Genomic DNA, 14,178 nt, shown 5'->3' with positions numbered 1-14,178 from the left:
CCCGCAGGCGCCGCCGGTCAGGTCAGCGCCATGACCACTGCAGGCCGACACTGGCGCGGCGGCCCGGGCCGGGCTCGTAGTAGCGGCCATTGCCATCGTTGACGATGACCGAGCCGATGTAGGCCTGGTCAAGCACGTTCTCCAGCCGGGCGAAGGCCCGCAGCTCACCTCCGGGCAGCCGCCACTGGCGGCCCCCTTCCAGATGCAGCAGGGCGTAACCCGGCGCGCGTTCGTCGGCGAGGTCGTTCACCACGGTATCGCTGCTCGCGGTGGCCTCCACCGCCCACTGCCAGTCCGCGGGCGTCCACTCCAGGCGGGCAAAGGCCTGCTGGCGCGGAACACCCGGCAGGCGGCTGCCGGCATCCACGCGGGTATCGGGCACACGGCAGCCGCTGCCGGCACAGGTCAGATAGGGCGACCGCACCTGTGCCTGCAGCCAGGTCCAGGCCAGCTGCAGTTCCAGCTGCTCGGCCAGCGGCTGCCGGTACTGCAGTTCGATGCCCTGGCGCCGCGTACGGCCGATGTTGCGGTAGGTGCTGCGGCCACCGATATTGCTGGCAACGGCCAGCTCGTCGTCGGTATCTGCGCGGAACAGGCTTGCATCCAGCTGCATTCCATCCTGTGCATGCCATTTGCTGCCGATCTCCAGCGTGCGGCTGCGCGCCGCCGCCAGATCCAGCGCCAGCCCGGCCTGGCCGTCGGCGCGATAGCCCAGTTCATTGAAGGTCGGTGTCTCGAAGCCACGGCCCACGGCGGCATGCAGGCGCCACTGCGGGTGGGCTTCAAAGCTGATGCCGGCCACGGGTGTGGTGGCCCGGTAGCGGCGGTGGCCGCTGTCGTCCGGGTTGCGGTCGGTGATGTAGCGGTCGTCCGATTCGAAGCGCACGGCACTGTGCCGCACGCCGGCCAGCAGCGACCAGCGCGGACTCCACTGCCACCAGGCCTGGGCGAACTGGTCCACGTTCTGCACGATGTCGATCTGGTCGCGGCGCAGGCGCCCGCGCACGCCCAGCGTGCTGCCGACGAAGTTCTCGTAGCCGGTGCGCTGCTGGCGCTGGCGATCCGCACTGAGCCCGGCGACCAGGTCCAGCGGTCGGCCGGCCACCTCGCCCTGCCAGCTCCAGCGCGCGTCCAGGCCGCCATAGCCACTGTCCAGGTCGATCACACCGCCGGCATGCAACGGGTTGGCCTGGGCCGTCGGCGGGATCGCCAGATACTGGGTGACCGAGCGCTGGCCGGCATAGCCCATCAGCTGCCACCGCTGCGCGCCGGCCTCGCGGCTCCAGCGCAGGCCGGCCTGCTGCTGGCGCACTGATTTGCGGGTGTTGTACTGATGAGCGACGGCGGTGGCCTGGCGCGGGTCGGCCGCGACCTGCGCGCGGGTCAGACCCAGCGGATCCTGCGCATCGGGCGCATCCAGCGCGTTGAGCAGCAGCTCCAGCCGCCCGCCTGCCAGTTCGGCGCCGACGCGGGCGTTGAGCGATTCGCGCCGGGCACGGCTGTGGTCGCGCCAGCCATCGGTACGGAAGTGGTTGGCCGCGATGTTGTAGTCCAGCACCTGACCCGCGCCACGCAGCTGCGCACCCACGCTCAGGGTCGTGTCCGCGCCCGCGCTGAGCCGCAGCCGCCACGGGTCGCCCGCCCGGCCCTGCGCGCTCCACACCTGCAGCACGCCACCGGAGGAATTGCCGTACAGCGCCGAGAACGGTCCACGCAGCACCTCCACGCGTTCGGCACCCAGCAGGCTGGCGTGCGACAGCTGGCCCTGCCCATCGGGCATGGTTGCCGGCACACCGTCGATCAGCACGCGTACCCCGCGTACGCCGAACGTCGAGCGGGCGCCAAAGCCCCGGATCGACAGCTGGGTGTCCTGCGCGAAGTTCTGCCGGTCGCGGGCCAGCAGGCCCGGCACCCCGCCCAATGCTTCGGACAGCTGCGCCCCGGTGCCGGCGCGGTCAGCATCGATCCAGACCGTATCCTGGCTGGCGGGCAGGCCGAACGGATCGATCCCCTGCACACGGGCGGCCTGCACCTGCACCGGGGGCAGGGCGGTCGTGGACGGCTCCGCCATCGCGACCAGCGGCGACAGCAGCAGGGCAGACAGGGGCAGGCGATTGCGGCGTGCGGGAGGATTCATGATTCAGCTTGATGGATCGGTCGGCAACGCACGCCATGGTACGGGGCCGCGGATGACGATGGTGGCGGCCAGCCCCGGCAGGCTTTGTTACGATGGGCCGTTTTCGGCCGAAATGCCGCAAGCCGCGTGGCGCAATTCCTCCCCCTTTCCGTCTACCGAACGAGTACCGCCGTGTCCTTCTTTGCAAACGTGGAACTGGTCCCAGGCGACCCGATCCTGGGCCTGACCGAGGCATACAACGCCGACAGCCGCCCGACCAAGGTCAACCTGGGTGTGGGCATCTACTACGACGAGAGTGGCCGCATTCCGCTGCTGCGCGCTGTCAAGCAGATCGAGCAGCAGCTCGCCGCCGAAGCCAAACCGCGCGGCTACCTGCCGATCGACGGCCTTCCGGCGTACACGCAGGCGACGCGTGAGCTGGTGTTCGGCAAGGATTCGCCGCTGCTGGCCGCAGGCCGCGTCACCACCGCACAGACCGTCGGTGGCAGCGGTGCGCTGCGCGTCGGCGCCGACGTGCTCAAGAAGCTGCTGCCGCACGCCACCGTCGCGCTGAGCAACCCGAGCTGGGAAAACCACCGCGCGGTGTTCAGTGCCGCCGGCTTCGAGGTGGTGGATTACACCTATTTCGATCCCGCGACCCACGGTGTCGACTTCGACGGCATGCTGGCCGACCTGCAGAAGCTGCAGCCGGGCAGCGTGGTGCTGCTGCACGCCTGCTGCCACAACCCGACCGGTGCCGACCCCACGGTCACGCAGTGGACGCAGGTCGCACAGCTGCTGAAGGACCGCCAGCTGTTCCCCTTCATCGACATGGCCTACCAGGGCTTCGACAAGGGCATCGAGCAGGATGGCGCCGCCGTGCGCATCATCGCCGAAGCCGGCATCGACAGCTTCATCGTCGCCAACTCGTACTCCAAGTCGTTCTCGCTGTACGGCGAGCGCGTGGGTGCACTGTCGATGGTGGCGCCGACCGCCGCTGACGCCAAGGCCGTGCAGTCGCAGGTCAAGCGCGTGATCCGCACCATCTACTCCAGCCCCTCCACCCACGGTGCAGCGCTGGTGGCCGGTGTGCTGACCAACCCGGAACTGCGTGCGATGTGGGAGCAGGAGCTGACCGAGATGCGCGAACGCATCCACGCGCTGCGCCAGGGCCTGGTCGAGAAGCTGGCGGCCGCCGGTGCCCCGCAGTTCGGCTTCATCAACGAGCAGGCGGGCATGTTCTCCTACTCCGGCCTGAGCCGTGAGCAGGTCGAGCGCCTGCGCGACGAGTTCGGCATCTACGCCGTCGGCACTGGCCGCATCTGCGTGGCTGCGCTGAACCAGAACAACCTGGAGTATGTCGCCAAGGCCGTGGCCACCGTGGCCAAGGGCTGAACCCACGCTCCAGTGGCTTGAAGACAAAGGCGCCGGAAGGCGCCTTTGTTTTTGCAGCGTGTCCTGCATCGCCTCCCCTTCCCACGAGCCTCGACAAAAGGAAGGCGCTACCAGCGCATCTGGAAACGATTACGCCTTCCCGCGCTCACGCACGCAGCGGCCAGACGGGCGACAATAGGCGTTTTCCCGCTGCCGAGACCTGTCCGCCCATGTCCCGTACCTCGTTGACCCGCTTCCTGATCCAGGAACAGCACGCCGGCCGCATCAATGCCGACCTGCGTCAGCTGATCGCGGTCGTCGCCCGCGCCTGCACCAGCATCTCCATCGCCGTCAGCAAGGGCGCCCTCGGCGGCGTGCTCGGCGACGCCGGTACCGGCAACGTGCAGGGCGAGGCGCAGAAGAAGCTGGATGTCATCAGCAACGAGATCCTGCTCGAAGCCAACGCCTGGGGTGGCCACCTCGCCGCCTGCGCCTCGGAGGAAATGGACCACAGCCAGCCGGTGCCGGACATCTACCCGCGTGGCGATTTCCTGCTGCTGTTCGATCCCCTCGATGGCAGCTCCAACATCGACGTCAACGTCTCCGTCGGCACCATCTTCTCGGTGCTGCGCTGCCCGACCAACGTCGAACTGCCGGGCGATGACGCGTTCCTGCAGCCGGGCAGCAAGCAGATCGCGGCCGGCTACTGCATCTACGGGCCGAGCACCCAGCTGGTGCTTACCGTGGGCCACGGAACGCATGCCTTCACCCTGGATCGCGAGAAGGGCGAGTTCGTGCTGACCACCGAGAACATGCAGATTCCGGCGGCCACCCAGGAATTCGCCATCAACATGTCCAACCAGCGCCACTGGGAAGCACCGATGCAGGCCTATGTCGGCGATCTGCTGGCCGGCAAGGAAGGTGCGCGTGGCAAGAACTTCAACATGCGCTGGATCGCCAGCATGGTGGCCGATGTGCATCGCATCCTGACGCGCGGTGGCATCTTCATCTATCCGTGGGACCGGAAGGATCCGTCCAAGGCCGGCAAGCTGCGCCTGATGTACGAAGCCAACCCGATGGGCCTGCTGGTCGAGCAGGCCGGTGGTGCCGCCTGGACCGGCCGCGAGCGCATCCTCGACATCCAGCCCGACCAGCTGCACCAGCGCGTGCCGGTGTTTCTCGGCTCGCGCGAGGAAGTGGCCGAGGCGGTGCGCTACCACCACCAGCACGACGCTGCACAGGCCTGAGCGGCGCACCGCGGCCACGCTCATGGCGGTTCGATGACATGACCGTGGGGTGACACCGACGGCGGCAAACGGCACCATCAAGCCCTTGCCGCCGAAGGAATGCACGCATGCACGAGCAGGGCCCGGTCGATTTCATCGAAGTCATCCACAACGCGGTGCCCACGGAGGTCTGTGCTGCCATCGTCGAGCGCCTGCGTGCCACCCGCGGCCTGATGCCAGGTGCCGTCGGCAGCGGCGTGTTCCCGGAACTCAAGCACAGCAAGGACCTGCGCATCAGCGGCCTGGAGGGCTGGCAGGACGTCGACGTACAGCTGCAGCAGGCCGTGTTCAAGGGCCTGCTGACTTATCTACGCCGTTATCCACAGGCGCTGATCGCACCGTTGATGTTGCAGATCCAGGACAGCGACGGTCAGCCGCGACGCTTGTCGGCCGAGGACTTCCCCGACATGCCGGAGCAGCAGCTGGCCGACCTGGCGCGCACCTGCCTGCGCCCGGGCGCGATCAACCTGCAGTGGTATGCCGCAGGCGAGGGCGGTTACCCGTACTGGCACTGCGAGCTGTACCCGAAGGATGCGCAGGCCGAAACGCTGCACCGGCATGTACTGTGGACGCTGTACCTCAACGATGGATTCGACGAAGGCGAAACCGAGTTCCTGTTCCAGGGCCGCAAGATCGCACCGCGTACCGGCAGCCTGCTGATCGCCCCGACCGCCTTCACCCACACCCATCGCGGCAATCGGCCGCAGGGCGGCGACAAGTTCATCGCGACGAGCTGGATCCTGTTCCAGAGTGCGCAGAAGTTGTTTGGGGGTGGGTGAGGCATCACGGACATCGCCGGATAGGTTCTGGCAGGTCGGTGGTCCTGCCAGCGCCTGCTGGAGAGCCGTCGAGCAATACATCCGGTACGCGGCGTAAGGAAAAGGCGACACAGCGGACGACTGACATCAGCGTCAACGATTGCCTTGTCGTCGAGAGCTTCCGAGCGAGCGCCGTCTATACAGAATGACGGCCGCCGCTACTCCGAATATCGCCATGCCAAGACCTACCATGTCCTTCTCTCCCCAGGCCTCGCCTGACAGAATTCTGCCAATAGTCACCACGAGGAAGTTCACCGGAAGCATCAATAGAAATGCCATGCCAAGCCAGAAAAGTGTTTTCATAATTTTTACTTTCCACAATCGCAGGGCGATGCAGGGTCCGTTACGTTATCTTTTATCCCTTTTGCGACTTCGTTCGCGTCCGACAACTTAGCATTTCCTCGTAGCATGTTCCGGATTCCTTTAGTCAGACCTGTGACTGAGTTGAAGTTTGCCCCCCCCCCAGAAAACAGGGCCACCGTAAAGTAGAGACTTCGCCCCGCATGGGCCCCGTGGATCACGAGGAATCAGGCGATGAAGAAGTGCCGTTTCACCGAGGAGCAGATTGCGTACGCGCTCAAGCAGGTCGAGCTGTGCATGGCGGTTAGCGAGGTGTGTCGCAAGATGGGCATTGAGCCTACCCGGCCAATCAGCTACCCAACCTTGCCTACGGATAGAAAAAGCGCCAGATATCACCAGCGCCGCCTTGCCATGGACTCAGTTCTGTCAACGTGCGCTTGGCTAGCTTGCAGGTGAAATGAAGATCAAATTCCTTCTTCTCTCGTCTATAGGAATTTACGGCGCCAATCATACCCGTAACTTCCACGACACCTTCGCGGCCAGGCAATGGATTTATGTCAACGGAAATTTCGTCGGAAGTCCAGAAGTCAGCTTTGTACGCAAATCCAGACCATCCACTCGAAAAATGTCCATTTTCCAAGCGAAGCTTCTTCGTCCCTAGAGCGTTGGCACTACTCGGGTAACCCGTTATTTTTGTGAAATACTGCGAATCAGCAACGCCTTCCCTTTCGGAGAAGATTCTCAAGGATAGAACAGAGCTTGAGCCGGATCGGAGCTGGTGACCGGAATTCGCAGCCCACAAATTCAATTCGAACTCGTTCAACCCGCCAGGAGATGACGTCACAATTTCTGCATCATCAACGATGATGCACTCATGACTCTCACTCGCCCTGACGCCCCCTTGAGTTGTGCAGGATGCAACAAGAAGAACTAGCAACGGGATTCTAGCCAGCAAGATCATTGGTCACACCCGCACTTCGACTTCCGCTCCTTGTTGAAATCGTAGACTTGCTCACGTGCTCGCCGAGTTGCCTCAGGGCTAATATATCGATGATCGTAGTTGTTCGACTTCTCTTGCAACCCTATCGGGCGAGTGAAGTGCAGCCCTTGATGAATTATCGTGTCAAGCAAACTATAGACACCACTCCAATCAAGCACATCCAAGTACCTTTCGTTGAGGTGAATATATCCGTCACCTCCCCGCAGTTGTACCTCCCCCTCAACACCGCCGCGCGGTATATCGGCCTTTGGCGCACCGGCTCCAAACTTGATATCTGGATTCATCGTCTTTGCGAAGGCAAATGCAACATCGATATCGCATTGCGTTAAACCGAATGGATCAATTCGGCTAACCGGATTCCCTCCAACATAGGCATACGTGTTGATCCCCCCCCGCCAACCCAATCGGATCGCTCTGCACATAACGCCCAGCGCTCGCGTCATAGTCACGGGATCCGTTGTACCACAGCCCACTCTCGCCGTCGTAGTACTGCCCCGGGAAACCAATGTTGAGCCCCCCCCCATATCGTCCTTCAGGACGCTGCGCCCGTACGCATAGTTGTACGTCTTCCATACCACCTGCTGCGACGTGTTGGTCGCATGCTCCGGCCGCCCCAGATGGTCGTTGTGAACGAAGTTCACCGACCCGCTCCTGTCGATGCCAACCAGTTCACCACCGAACCACACTCAACCTTCAAGTGCAACACCCCAGATTCGCGTGGGGTGACCGCATTGGAAAACACTACAGTCAGTTGAGCTCTGAGGAGCGCGCCGTGCTCCAGATCGAGACCGGCAACGGTGCAAGTATTCGATCCATTGCTACACGGCTGAGTCGCAGTCCGCCTTCCCTGTCGCGGGAGTGGCTGCGGCAGAAAGAGGCATGCGCCATGGCAGCGTGGAAGCAACGAGAACATCAGTGGTTTGCTGCGCCAGTCTCTGCCCAAGGGCGCGGATCTGTCCATGGCTAGCCAGGAATATCTCAACCATGTAGCGTGGTTGATGAGTGCCCGACCGCGTCAGACGCTGGGCTGGAAGACACCTGCCGAGGCCATGAATACCGAACTGCAGGCATTCAGATCACGTGTTGCACTTACAAGTTGAGACCGCCGATTTCGGTGCCGTATTTTCTACATCCGACCATTATCTTCTTCTCGATCGAACTGAAGGTTTGAAACTCGGGCGAAGAGTACGGCAGCGGCGCGGCCTGCGAACTTCTGTTTATCTACAACTCACGAGAAAATTCTTTGCATTCATAATTTTCTTCATCGGCTGGATATCGACGGCCATGAACATGACGTAACTCGGACCTTCAGGGTCACCGCGATTATATGCGTACAGGATTCTTTCCACGCCATCGCCGGACTCCTGGCCCAAAAGCTCGAATCCATCTGTAGCGGTTACGCCCCTCTTGATGACGCGATGAGAGAACTTCGGGTGACGTCCGATGAAGACTTCCGCGTAATGCCCCTCAGACTCCAGAACCCCAAGATCAAAGTCAGGTCCGGGTGCGACCTTTCGAAACTCAACACCAACTGGGAGGTTGGCGCATATCCCATATCGTTGGCTGAGTGTGGTGTTACCTTCGGTCGCATGACAGCCGAGCATCGCCAGCAGAACCATGGAGAATGAAATTCTAGTTACTACATTGTCAGACACGGATTATGGCCTCATTCGAAGGGTCGAGGAGATCCTGTATATTCTGCTCGGACACGGGAACACTGAGATCTCTGCCCATGATTCCGGTCCCATAGTCAGCCAGAACCAACAAGTGACCTGCCTCGTGAGCCAATGTCGCGTCGCCCCACTGGCCGGGCATATACCAGACTCCCTCGCTGGCCCAAGGCGTCTGCACATACGACTCGCGTATTCCGGATCGAATGGCGATTCCGTTAGTCGTGGCGGTGTGCCAAACCGGAATGGGCTTCACTGTTGTCTTTACGTTGTAGGCCCCGATCTTGCCACTCCAGGCGCTTTCGATCGCCCTCGTTGCCTGCGACATCTGTGCGGAGTTTGTACCCTGGAAGTTGATTGGACCGGCACTTTTACGGAGCTTTTCGGAGCTACGTGCTTGGCGTGTGCGTTCGCCCATATCGCTCCGGTCGCCTGTCGGCGATGAGCACTTTGGCGTTCCGCGAATGGAAAAGCATGGTCGGAGTCCAAATGAGGCTGGCAAGGATAAGTGCTGCAGCTACCCATAGCCACTGTGCGGTCAAAATTCCCGCAACAAGGACAATCCCAATGGGCGCCACAGAAACCAAAGCGATTACGTAGCAGATTGCATATCTAACGTGGCCCAGCTCCGAAACGATTTCGGTTCCGCAGCTACTGCATTCGGTCCTTACCTTCTTCTCGATCGAACGGCGAAGCGGAAAGCCCTGCCTCGGAGCACCACAACTGGGGCATGAAAATTTGAATGGGGATTTCAATTGCATATCTCCTCTCCCACTACAGCCGCAGCCGCCAATGCGCCAGAATTGTTGTGTGCTGCTTTGATTGCAGAAGCGCGCAGAAGTAGTTCGGTACTGGGTGAGACGTCACGGACAGCCCCGAATATGTTCTGGCAGGTCTGTGATTCTGCCATTGCCTACTGGAGAGCCGTCGAGCAATACATGTCGCTGTTCCTGTTCGACTCCCAGTAGATCCCGCCATACAGCTTGACGATCCGCCCCCTGACGGTCAGCTCCACCGAGCGTGCCAAGCGGCCATCGCAGAACACCATCAGGCGGTAGTCGGTCTGCTGTCTGTCCATTTTCACTTGCCACTTGTTCTCTGCTGCCTGCTTCAAGAAGAAGGCAGCGACCTGCTCTAGATCAGATTCGAGCTCAGCGTCGAAGACCACCGCCAGGAAGGTGACCTTCTGCAGAATCTGGACATCAGTCGGAGGGAATCCAGAAGGCAGCACGAACGTCCTGGCAGCCCCGCGCAACTCTGCTTCCGTTGGCTTCCCATTCCAATCTCCGCCTCCTATCGAACGGCCCATTGAGAGGTAGGTCGCACCTATCAGGACAGCCACCGCCACGTACAGCAGCGACCGGAAAAACGATTTGGTCTTTACCATCCACTTCCCCAACTGCCGTCTCTTTCCGAGATCGGAGATGACTCTGTTTTCCCTTACTTTTCCGCAGATAGAATCTTGCAGTTTGTCAGCGCAAGAATCGCGAAGAACGCCACCGTCATGCCAATGAGCTCAAACTGAATTGAGTCCGGATGACGCTTGCAGGCTTCAAACGCAGGAACGTCCTCCACATGATCAAGGCACTCTCTGACAAGACGGTAGAGCGACGACGCCCTACTGTAGAAATAGACCAAGGCGCCGACACTTGTAGCCCTCGCCGTCAGAAGAAAGATCTTTACAAACTTGGCATTATTCACAATTTTCTTCCAGATTTCTCTCGCATACCGTGAGAACAGTTGCTGCGATAGCACTTGCATATCCAGGTCTCGAGAGCTTCGATAATGGCCGCGCGACTGTTTCATGACTTGATGAAATAAATTACGTGGGGCTTATTTGTGACATTCGCAAGCAGCAGGCGACATGCGAGATCATCGCGCCTAGCAATAGCAGCCCGACAATTTTCATCCGCCACCCAGCCGATCAGCGGCTGGGCGGCGCCTGATCGACCAGAGCTTCGCGAGCTCTGTGAGCACCAAGGCTGCAACTAGGACCCACGAGTGCTGGCTGACAGCGCCGGTGTATTCCAGAAAAAATAGCGACGGCATGAACAAGAAAATTCGGAATGGAGATTGAGTAAAGGCGAGGCGTCGCCCTGCATTGCTCCCCCTGATCAACAGATATCCGGACGCAACAAAAGAAGCCAGTAGAGCTACGCTCACCGCAGAAACAATGACTGGAAATACGCTTCCATACATTTGCTGCGCTTTGATCGCATCAGATATGTCCGAAAGAACTGGAACCCTCCCCTGGTAGACGTTTGCTCCCGCCATGAATGCCAAACCAATGACATCCATCCAGCCCCATAACATCAGCCAAATCGTAGTGTCAGTATTTCTCCCGCCTTCGGACCTCACGGCCCCACTCCGGGTTTTTGCATAGGCTCTACAATAATCATGTTGGTTTGATCTGGCACTTCTGATTTCCAGTGGTAAGACTAGCCACCAACTGCCCAGCTGTCCGGGCCACAAACGAATTTTCGCGTGATCCTGCGCTGCGTACCTTCTTTTGTATCGCGAGGGCGCTCACCGCCTTTCTTCTGGTCTTCAGGACAGTCAGTCTTCCACTCCTGAATGATGTCCCTCTTTGTATTCAGAAGCTCGTTGGATTGGATCCCGGAATGTTTGATTCCATTCAATCGGAGACTCTGTCGTAGTCTCATCTCAGCCACGGCACCATTTAATTCAACAACCGCTGATCTTGCTTTGCCTGTCGATCAGCGGCGCTTGCATTCCAGATCGTTCTGGCACAAAAAGACTGGCATTGATCTGTTGGCCCCCATCTGGCAAGCGGCTGCTCAATCTGCAACTGGGCATCGGCCTTCGCTTCATCAACGTTATCGATCCGCCTGCACGAAGCGCCTGATTCCTTGCTGCGCTCAGCTCGTGGCTTGCACGGGATCGCCAGGCATATCCCGCCTCCCTTGCCCGGAATGCTGCCGTGAGTACCGCCCGTACCAGCTTCGACCATATCAGTCCGAAGCCACTGTCAACGATTCCCTTGTCGTCGAGAGCTTCCGAGTGAGCGCCATCTGTACAGAATGACGGCTGCCGCCACCCCGAATATCGCCATGCCAAGACCTACCACTTCCCTTGCCCCAAAGACTTCGCCTGACAGAAGTCTGCCAATAGTCACCACAAGGAAGTTCACCGGGAGCATCACAAGAAGCGCGATGCCAAGCCAGAAAAGCGCTTTCATAATGTTTGCTTTCCAAAATCGCAGAGGCGAAGCAGGGTCCGTCACGTTGTCCTTCTACCCTCTGGCGGCTTCGTCCGGGTCTGAGGAAGTGGATAGTAATCTGGAGTTCACACAGTTGAACAGAGCGATGTGTGCAGTCGCGATGTCGTATCCGTCGCCGAGGCGCAGATCGCGATCACGGTTTTCCATATGCGTTCCGCAGTAGCGCACTACTTCAGAACAACGACCCCTGCGGCGAATCCACCTTCGGCGGCAGCGGCTTCTGGAAGCGGCTGCAATCCAGTTTCGGCCAGTGGCTGTTCTGGGCGTCGAAGCCCAGGCGCTTGCGCGCCAGCTTGAAGCGGTTGTTCAACAGATCCGCATAGACCCCCTGGCCACGCATGCGCGTGCCGAAGCGGCTGTCATAGTCCTTGCCACCGCGCAGCTGCTGGATGGTGCTCATCACGTGCGCCGCGCGATCCGGATGGTGGGCATCCAGCCAGTCGCGGAACAGCGGTGCAACCTCCAGAGGCAGGCGCAGAAGCACATAGCCGGCAGTACGCGCACCCGCCTCGTGCGCCGCTTCGAGCACGCTTTCCAGTTCACTGTCGTTGATCCACGGAATCACCGGCGCGACCATCACGCCAACCGGAATGCCCGCCTCGTGCAGACGCTTCATCGCGCGCAGGCGCGCGTGCGGTGCAGAGGCGCGCGGCTCGAGCTTCGCCGACAGGCGTGGATCCAGCGAGGTCACCGAGAAATGCACGCTGACCAGGTTCTCTGCCGCCAGTGGCGCAAGCAGGTCGATATCGCGCTCGACCAGCGCGTTCTTGGTGATCAGCGAGAACGGATGCTTCGTCTCCAGCATCACCTCGATCAACTGACGGGTCAGCTTGAACTTGCGCTCGATCGGCTGGTACGCATCGGTGTTGATGCCGAGCGCGATCGGTTGCGGCGCGTAGCCTGGCCGGGACAGCTCCTTGCGCAGCAGCTGCGGTGCATTGGTCTTGGCAAACAGCTTGGTCTCGAAATCCAGGCCCGGCGACAGGTTCAGATAGGCATGCGACGGGCGCGCGAAGCAGTAGGAACAACCGTGCTCACAGCCACGATACGGATTGACCGACTGGCTGAAGCCTACGTCCGGGGACGTATTGCGGCTGATGATGCTGCGCGCGGTTTCAGCGCGTACCTCGGTGCGCAGGCGGGAGGCCGCGAACTCGTCGCTTTCATCCACGTCCCAGCCGTCGTCCACCGCCTCGCTGACGGTGCTCTCGAAGCGCCCGGCAAGGTGGGAGGTGGACCCTCGGCCTTTGATCGCGATACCCATGTGGGTAGCCTACGCCGCTGCCGTCTCAGCGGCTGCGACAACAGTATTGGCCCCGCCGGGCAGGGTCCGGCGCTACCTCAGAGCAGCGCCAGATAGCCCCGAACGGTCGCATCCAGCCCGTCATACAGGGCCTCGCCGATCAGCGCATGCCCGATCGAGACCTCCAGCACCTCCGGCACGTTCGCCAGGAAGTCACGCAGGTTGTCCTGCGACAGATCATGGCCGGCGTTCACACCAAGCCCCACGGCCTGCGCGCGGCGCGCGGCCGTGGCGAACAGCGCCAGCATCGCTGCGGCGTCGCCTGCGGCGTGCGCTTCGGCATAGGGTCCGGTGTACAGCTCGATGCGATCGGCGCCGACCTCGGCCGCCTGTTCCAGCAGCGGGTTGCCGGCATCGACGAACAGGCTGACCCGGCAGCCCATCGCCTTCAACTCCGCCACCAGCGGACGCAGGCGCTCGCCGTCGCGCTCGAAGTCGAAACCGTGGTCGGAGGTGATCTGGCCATCGCCGTCCGGCACCAGGGTGGCCTGCGCCGGACGCGTCTGCGCGCACAGCGGCAGCAGCCCCGGGTAGCCGTCGCGTGGCGGTGCGAAGGGATTGCCTTCGATGTTGAATTCGACGCCACGGACGCGGGTCAGCGTGGACAGCGCAAGCACGTCCTCGGCGGTGATGTGGCGTCGATCGGGTCGCGGATGCACGGTGATGCCATGGGCGCCGGCATCCAGGCAGGCCTGGGCGGCACGCACCACATCGGGTTCGGCACCACCGCGCGAATTGCGCAGGACGGCGATCTTGTTGACGTTGACACTGAGCTGGGTCATCGAACGGTACTACTTGGAAAGAGGGGACGGATCGTGTTCGTCGCGTTGATCCGCGCCACGGGCCTCGGCCTGCTCACGCAGGCGGCGCAGCTCGTCGGCATCGATCAGGGTTGAGGGATCACTCTGCAGATCACCGAACCGGGCCACGTAGCGGCCACGCACCCAGGCCAGCAGGAAGGCGAGGGCCGCCAGCAGCGCCAGCGCCATCAGCCCCGGGCTTGGGGTTTTCAGCGCGAAGGCGAAACAGCCCAGCGCCGGCAGCAGGTACAACCAGTACATAGTCAGGCT

Annotated in this window: 15 protein-coding genes and 2 pseudogenes; 7 read left to right on the top strand and 10 right to left on the bottom strand. The window is 61.5% G+C overall.

The genetic code is table 11. From position 1 onward, the window contains the following. Positions 1-22 precede the first annotated feature (22 nt). Complete coding sequence (locus tag ACVOJ1_RS04380; RefSeq protein WP_346480060.1) at positions 23-2,137, bottom strand: TonB-dependent receptor family protein; 2,115 nt, start codon at positions 2,135-2,137, stop codon at positions 23-25. A 171-nt stretch (positions 2,138-2,308) separates the two neighbouring features. Between ACVOJ1_RS04380 and ACVOJ1_RS04375 the strand changes: the two genes are divergently transcribed. The 4 genes and pseudogenes from ACVOJ1_RS04375 to ACVOJ1_RS04360 form a co-directional block, all read left to right on the top strand. After that, positions 2,309-3,511 carry an amino acid aminotransferase gene (locus ACVOJ1_RS04375; protein ID WP_346480059.1) on the top strand — a complete coding sequence of 401 codons (1,203 nt, stop codon included), beginning with the start codon at positions 2,309-2,311 and terminating at the stop codon, positions 3,509-3,511. 209 nt (positions 3,512-3,720) lie between these two features. Continuing rightward, positions 3,721-4,737 (top strand): class 1 fructose-bisphosphatase, encoded by a 1,017-nt coding sequence (locus tag ACVOJ1_RS04370; protein ID WP_053516088.1) that lies wholly within the window; start codon positions 3,721-3,723, stop codon positions 4,735-4,737. 107 nt (positions 4,738-4,844) lie between these two features. Next, positions 4,845-5,555 (top strand): 2OG-Fe(II) oxygenase, encoded by a 711-nt coding sequence (locus tag ACVOJ1_RS04365; protein ID WP_074902476.1) that lies wholly within the window; start codon positions 4,845-4,847, stop codon positions 5,553-5,555. A gap of 573 nt (positions 5,556-6,128) precedes the next feature. Next, positions 6,129-6,227, top strand: a pseudogene (locus tag ACVOJ1_RS04360) (transposase); the annotation flags it as partial. Positions 6,228-6,261: 34 nt separating this feature from the next. Here ACVOJ1_RS04360 and ACVOJ1_RS04355 read toward each other — a convergent pair. Next, on the bottom strand, positions 6,262-6,855 hold the full coding sequence (locus ACVOJ1_RS04355; protein WP_346480104.1) for a hypothetical protein: 594 nt from the start codon (positions 6,853-6,855) through the stop codon (positions 6,262-6,264). Between the two features lie 149 nt (positions 6,856-7,004). Between ACVOJ1_RS04355 and ACVOJ1_RS04350 the strand changes: the two genes are divergently transcribed. Beyond that, entirely contained in the window at positions 7,005-7,223 is a 219-nt protein-coding gene (locus ACVOJ1_RS04350; RefSeq protein WP_481558696.1) for a hypothetical protein, read from the top strand. 19 nt (positions 7,224-7,242) lie between these two features. Here ACVOJ1_RS04350 and ACVOJ1_RS04345 read toward each other — a convergent pair whose 3' ends face one another. Beyond that, on the bottom strand, positions 7,243-7,467 hold the full coding sequence (locus tag ACVOJ1_RS04345; RefSeq protein WP_481558695.1) for an RHS repeat-associated core domain-containing protein: 225 nt from the start codon (positions 7,465-7,467) through the stop codon (positions 7,243-7,245). Between ACVOJ1_RS04345 and ACVOJ1_RS04340 the strand changes: the two genes are divergently transcribed. Both ACVOJ1_RS04340 and ACVOJ1_RS04335 read left to right on the top strand, forming a co-directional pair. Next, on the top strand, positions 7,400-7,861 hold the full coding sequence (locus tag ACVOJ1_RS04340) for a helix-turn-helix domain-containing protein (protein WP_481558694.1): 462 nt from the start codon (positions 7,400-7,402) through the stop codon (positions 7,859-7,861). The genes ACVOJ1_RS04345 and ACVOJ1_RS04340 overlap by 68 nt on opposite strands. Continuing rightward, positions 7,773-7,994: pseudogene (locus ACVOJ1_RS04335) on the top strand (transposase); the annotation flags it as partial. The gene ACVOJ1_RS04340 and the pseudogene ACVOJ1_RS04335, both read left to right, overlap by 89 nt. 117 nt (positions 7,995-8,111) lie before the next feature. On the opposite strand, the gene ACVOJ1_RS04330 reads toward ACVOJ1_RS04335, so the two are convergent. The 7 genes from ACVOJ1_RS04330 to ACVOJ1_RS04300 all read right to left on the bottom strand — a co-directional run bounded on the left by ACVOJ1_RS04330 (position 8,112) and on the right by ACVOJ1_RS04300 (position 14,169). Continuing rightward, positions 8,112-8,513 (bottom strand): hypothetical protein, encoded by a 402-nt coding sequence (locus tag ACVOJ1_RS04330; RefSeq protein ID WP_346480058.1) that lies wholly within the window; start codon positions 8,511-8,513, stop codon positions 8,112-8,114. Positions 8,514-9,477: 964 nt separating this feature from the next. Then, on the bottom strand, positions 9,478-9,951 hold the full coding sequence (locus ACVOJ1_RS04325; RefSeq protein ID WP_231108640.1) for a hypothetical protein: 474 nt from the start codon (positions 9,949-9,951) through the stop codon (positions 9,478-9,480). A gap of 53 nt (positions 9,952-10,004) precedes the next feature. Next, positions 10,005-10,370, bottom strand: a complete 366-nt coding sequence (locus tag ACVOJ1_RS04320) for a hypothetical protein (RefSeq protein WP_346480057.1) — start codon at positions 10,368-10,370, stop codon at positions 10,005-10,007. Between the two features lie 99 nt (positions 10,371-10,469). Continuing rightward, positions 10,470-10,877, bottom strand: coding sequence for a hypothetical protein (locus tag ACVOJ1_RS04315; protein WP_277381236.1), 408 nt, complete (start codon positions 10,875-10,877; stop codon positions 10,470-10,472). Positions 10,878-11,977: 1,100 nt separating this feature from the next. Beyond that, on the bottom strand, positions 11,978-13,069 hold the full coding sequence (locus tag ACVOJ1_RS04310) for a PA0069 family radical SAM protein (RefSeq protein WP_193395678.1): 1,092 nt from the start codon (positions 13,067-13,069) through the stop codon (positions 11,978-11,980). A 77-nt stretch (positions 13,070-13,146) separates the two neighbouring features. Then, positions 13,147-13,890 (bottom strand): pyridoxine 5'-phosphate synthase, encoded by a 744-nt coding sequence (locus ACVOJ1_RS04305; RefSeq protein WP_065182131.1) that lies wholly within the window; start codon positions 13,888-13,890, stop codon positions 13,147-13,149. Positions 13,891-13,899: 9 nt separating this feature from the next. Further along, positions 13,900-14,169, bottom strand: coding sequence for a hypothetical protein (locus ACVOJ1_RS04300; RefSeq protein ID WP_053517208.1), 270 nt, complete (start codon positions 14,167-14,169; stop codon positions 13,900-13,902). Positions 14,170-14,178: the final 9 nt, after the last annotated feature.

It is taken from the genome of Stenotrophomonas sp. STEN225 (assembly GCF_056756445.1).
Note: the sequence above shows the minus strand (reverse complement) of the source record. Positions and strands in the feature narration are given on the sequence as shown.

What these genes read in the sequence shown, in the direction of transcription:
- ACVOJ1_RS04380 (WP_346480060.1), bottom strand. Translation starts at nt 2,137, where the DNA reads ATGAATCCTCCCGCACGCCGCAATCGCCTGCCCCTGTCTGCCCTGCTG.
- ACVOJ1_RS04370 (WP_053516088.1), top strand. Translation starts at nt 3,721, where the DNA reads ATGTCCCGTACCTCGTTGACCCGCTTCCTGATCCAGGAACAGCACGCC.
- ACVOJ1_RS04365 (WP_074902476.1), top strand. Translation starts at nt 4,845, where the DNA reads ATGCACGAGCAGGGCCCGGTCGATTTCATCGAAGTCATCCACAACGCG.
- ACVOJ1_RS04355 (WP_346480104.1), bottom strand. Translation starts at nt 6,855, where the DNA reads ATGATCTTGCTGGCTAGAATCCCGTTGCTAGTTCTTCTTGTTGCATCC.
- ACVOJ1_RS04350 (WP_481558696.1), top strand. Translation starts at nt 7,005, where the DNA reads ATGAATTATCGTGTCAAGCAAACTATAGACACCACTCCAATCAAGCAC.
- ACVOJ1_RS04340 (WP_481558694.1), top strand. Translation starts at nt 7,400, where the DNA reads ATGTTGAGCCCCCCCCCATATCGTCCTTCAGGACGCTGCGCCCGTACG.
- ACVOJ1_RS04345 (WP_481558695.1), bottom strand. Translation starts at nt 7,467, where the DNA reads ATGGAAGACGTACAACTATGCGTACGGGCGCAGCGTCCTGAAGGACGA.
- ACVOJ1_RS04330 (WP_346480058.1), bottom strand. Translation starts at nt 8,513, where the DNA reads ATGGTTCTGCTGGCGATGCTCGGCTGTCATGCGACCGAAGGTAACACC.
- ACVOJ1_RS04325 (WP_231108640.1), bottom strand. Translation starts at nt 9,951, where the DNA reads ATGGTAAAGACCAAATCGTTTTTCCGGTCGCTGCTGTACGTGGCGGTG.
- ACVOJ1_RS04320 (WP_346480057.1), bottom strand. Translation starts at nt 10,370, where the DNA reads ATGAAACAGTCGCGCGGCCATTATCGAAGCTCTCGAGACCTGGATATG.
- ACVOJ1_RS04315 (WP_277381236.1), bottom strand. Translation starts at nt 10,877, where the DNA reads ATGTTATGGGGCTGGATGGATGTCATTGGTTTGGCATTCATGGCGGGA.
- ACVOJ1_RS04310 (WP_193395678.1), bottom strand. Translation starts at nt 13,069, where the DNA reads ATGGGTATCGCGATCAAAGGCCGAGGGTCCACCTCCCACCTTGCCGGG.
- ACVOJ1_RS04305 (WP_065182131.1), bottom strand. Translation starts at nt 13,890, where the DNA reads ATGACCCAGCTCAGTGTCAACGTCAACAAGATCGCCGTCCTGCGCAAT.
- ACVOJ1_RS04300 (WP_053517208.1), bottom strand. Translation starts at nt 14,169, where the DNA reads ATGTACTGGTTGTACCTGCTGCCGGCGCTGGGCTGTTTCGCCTTCGCG.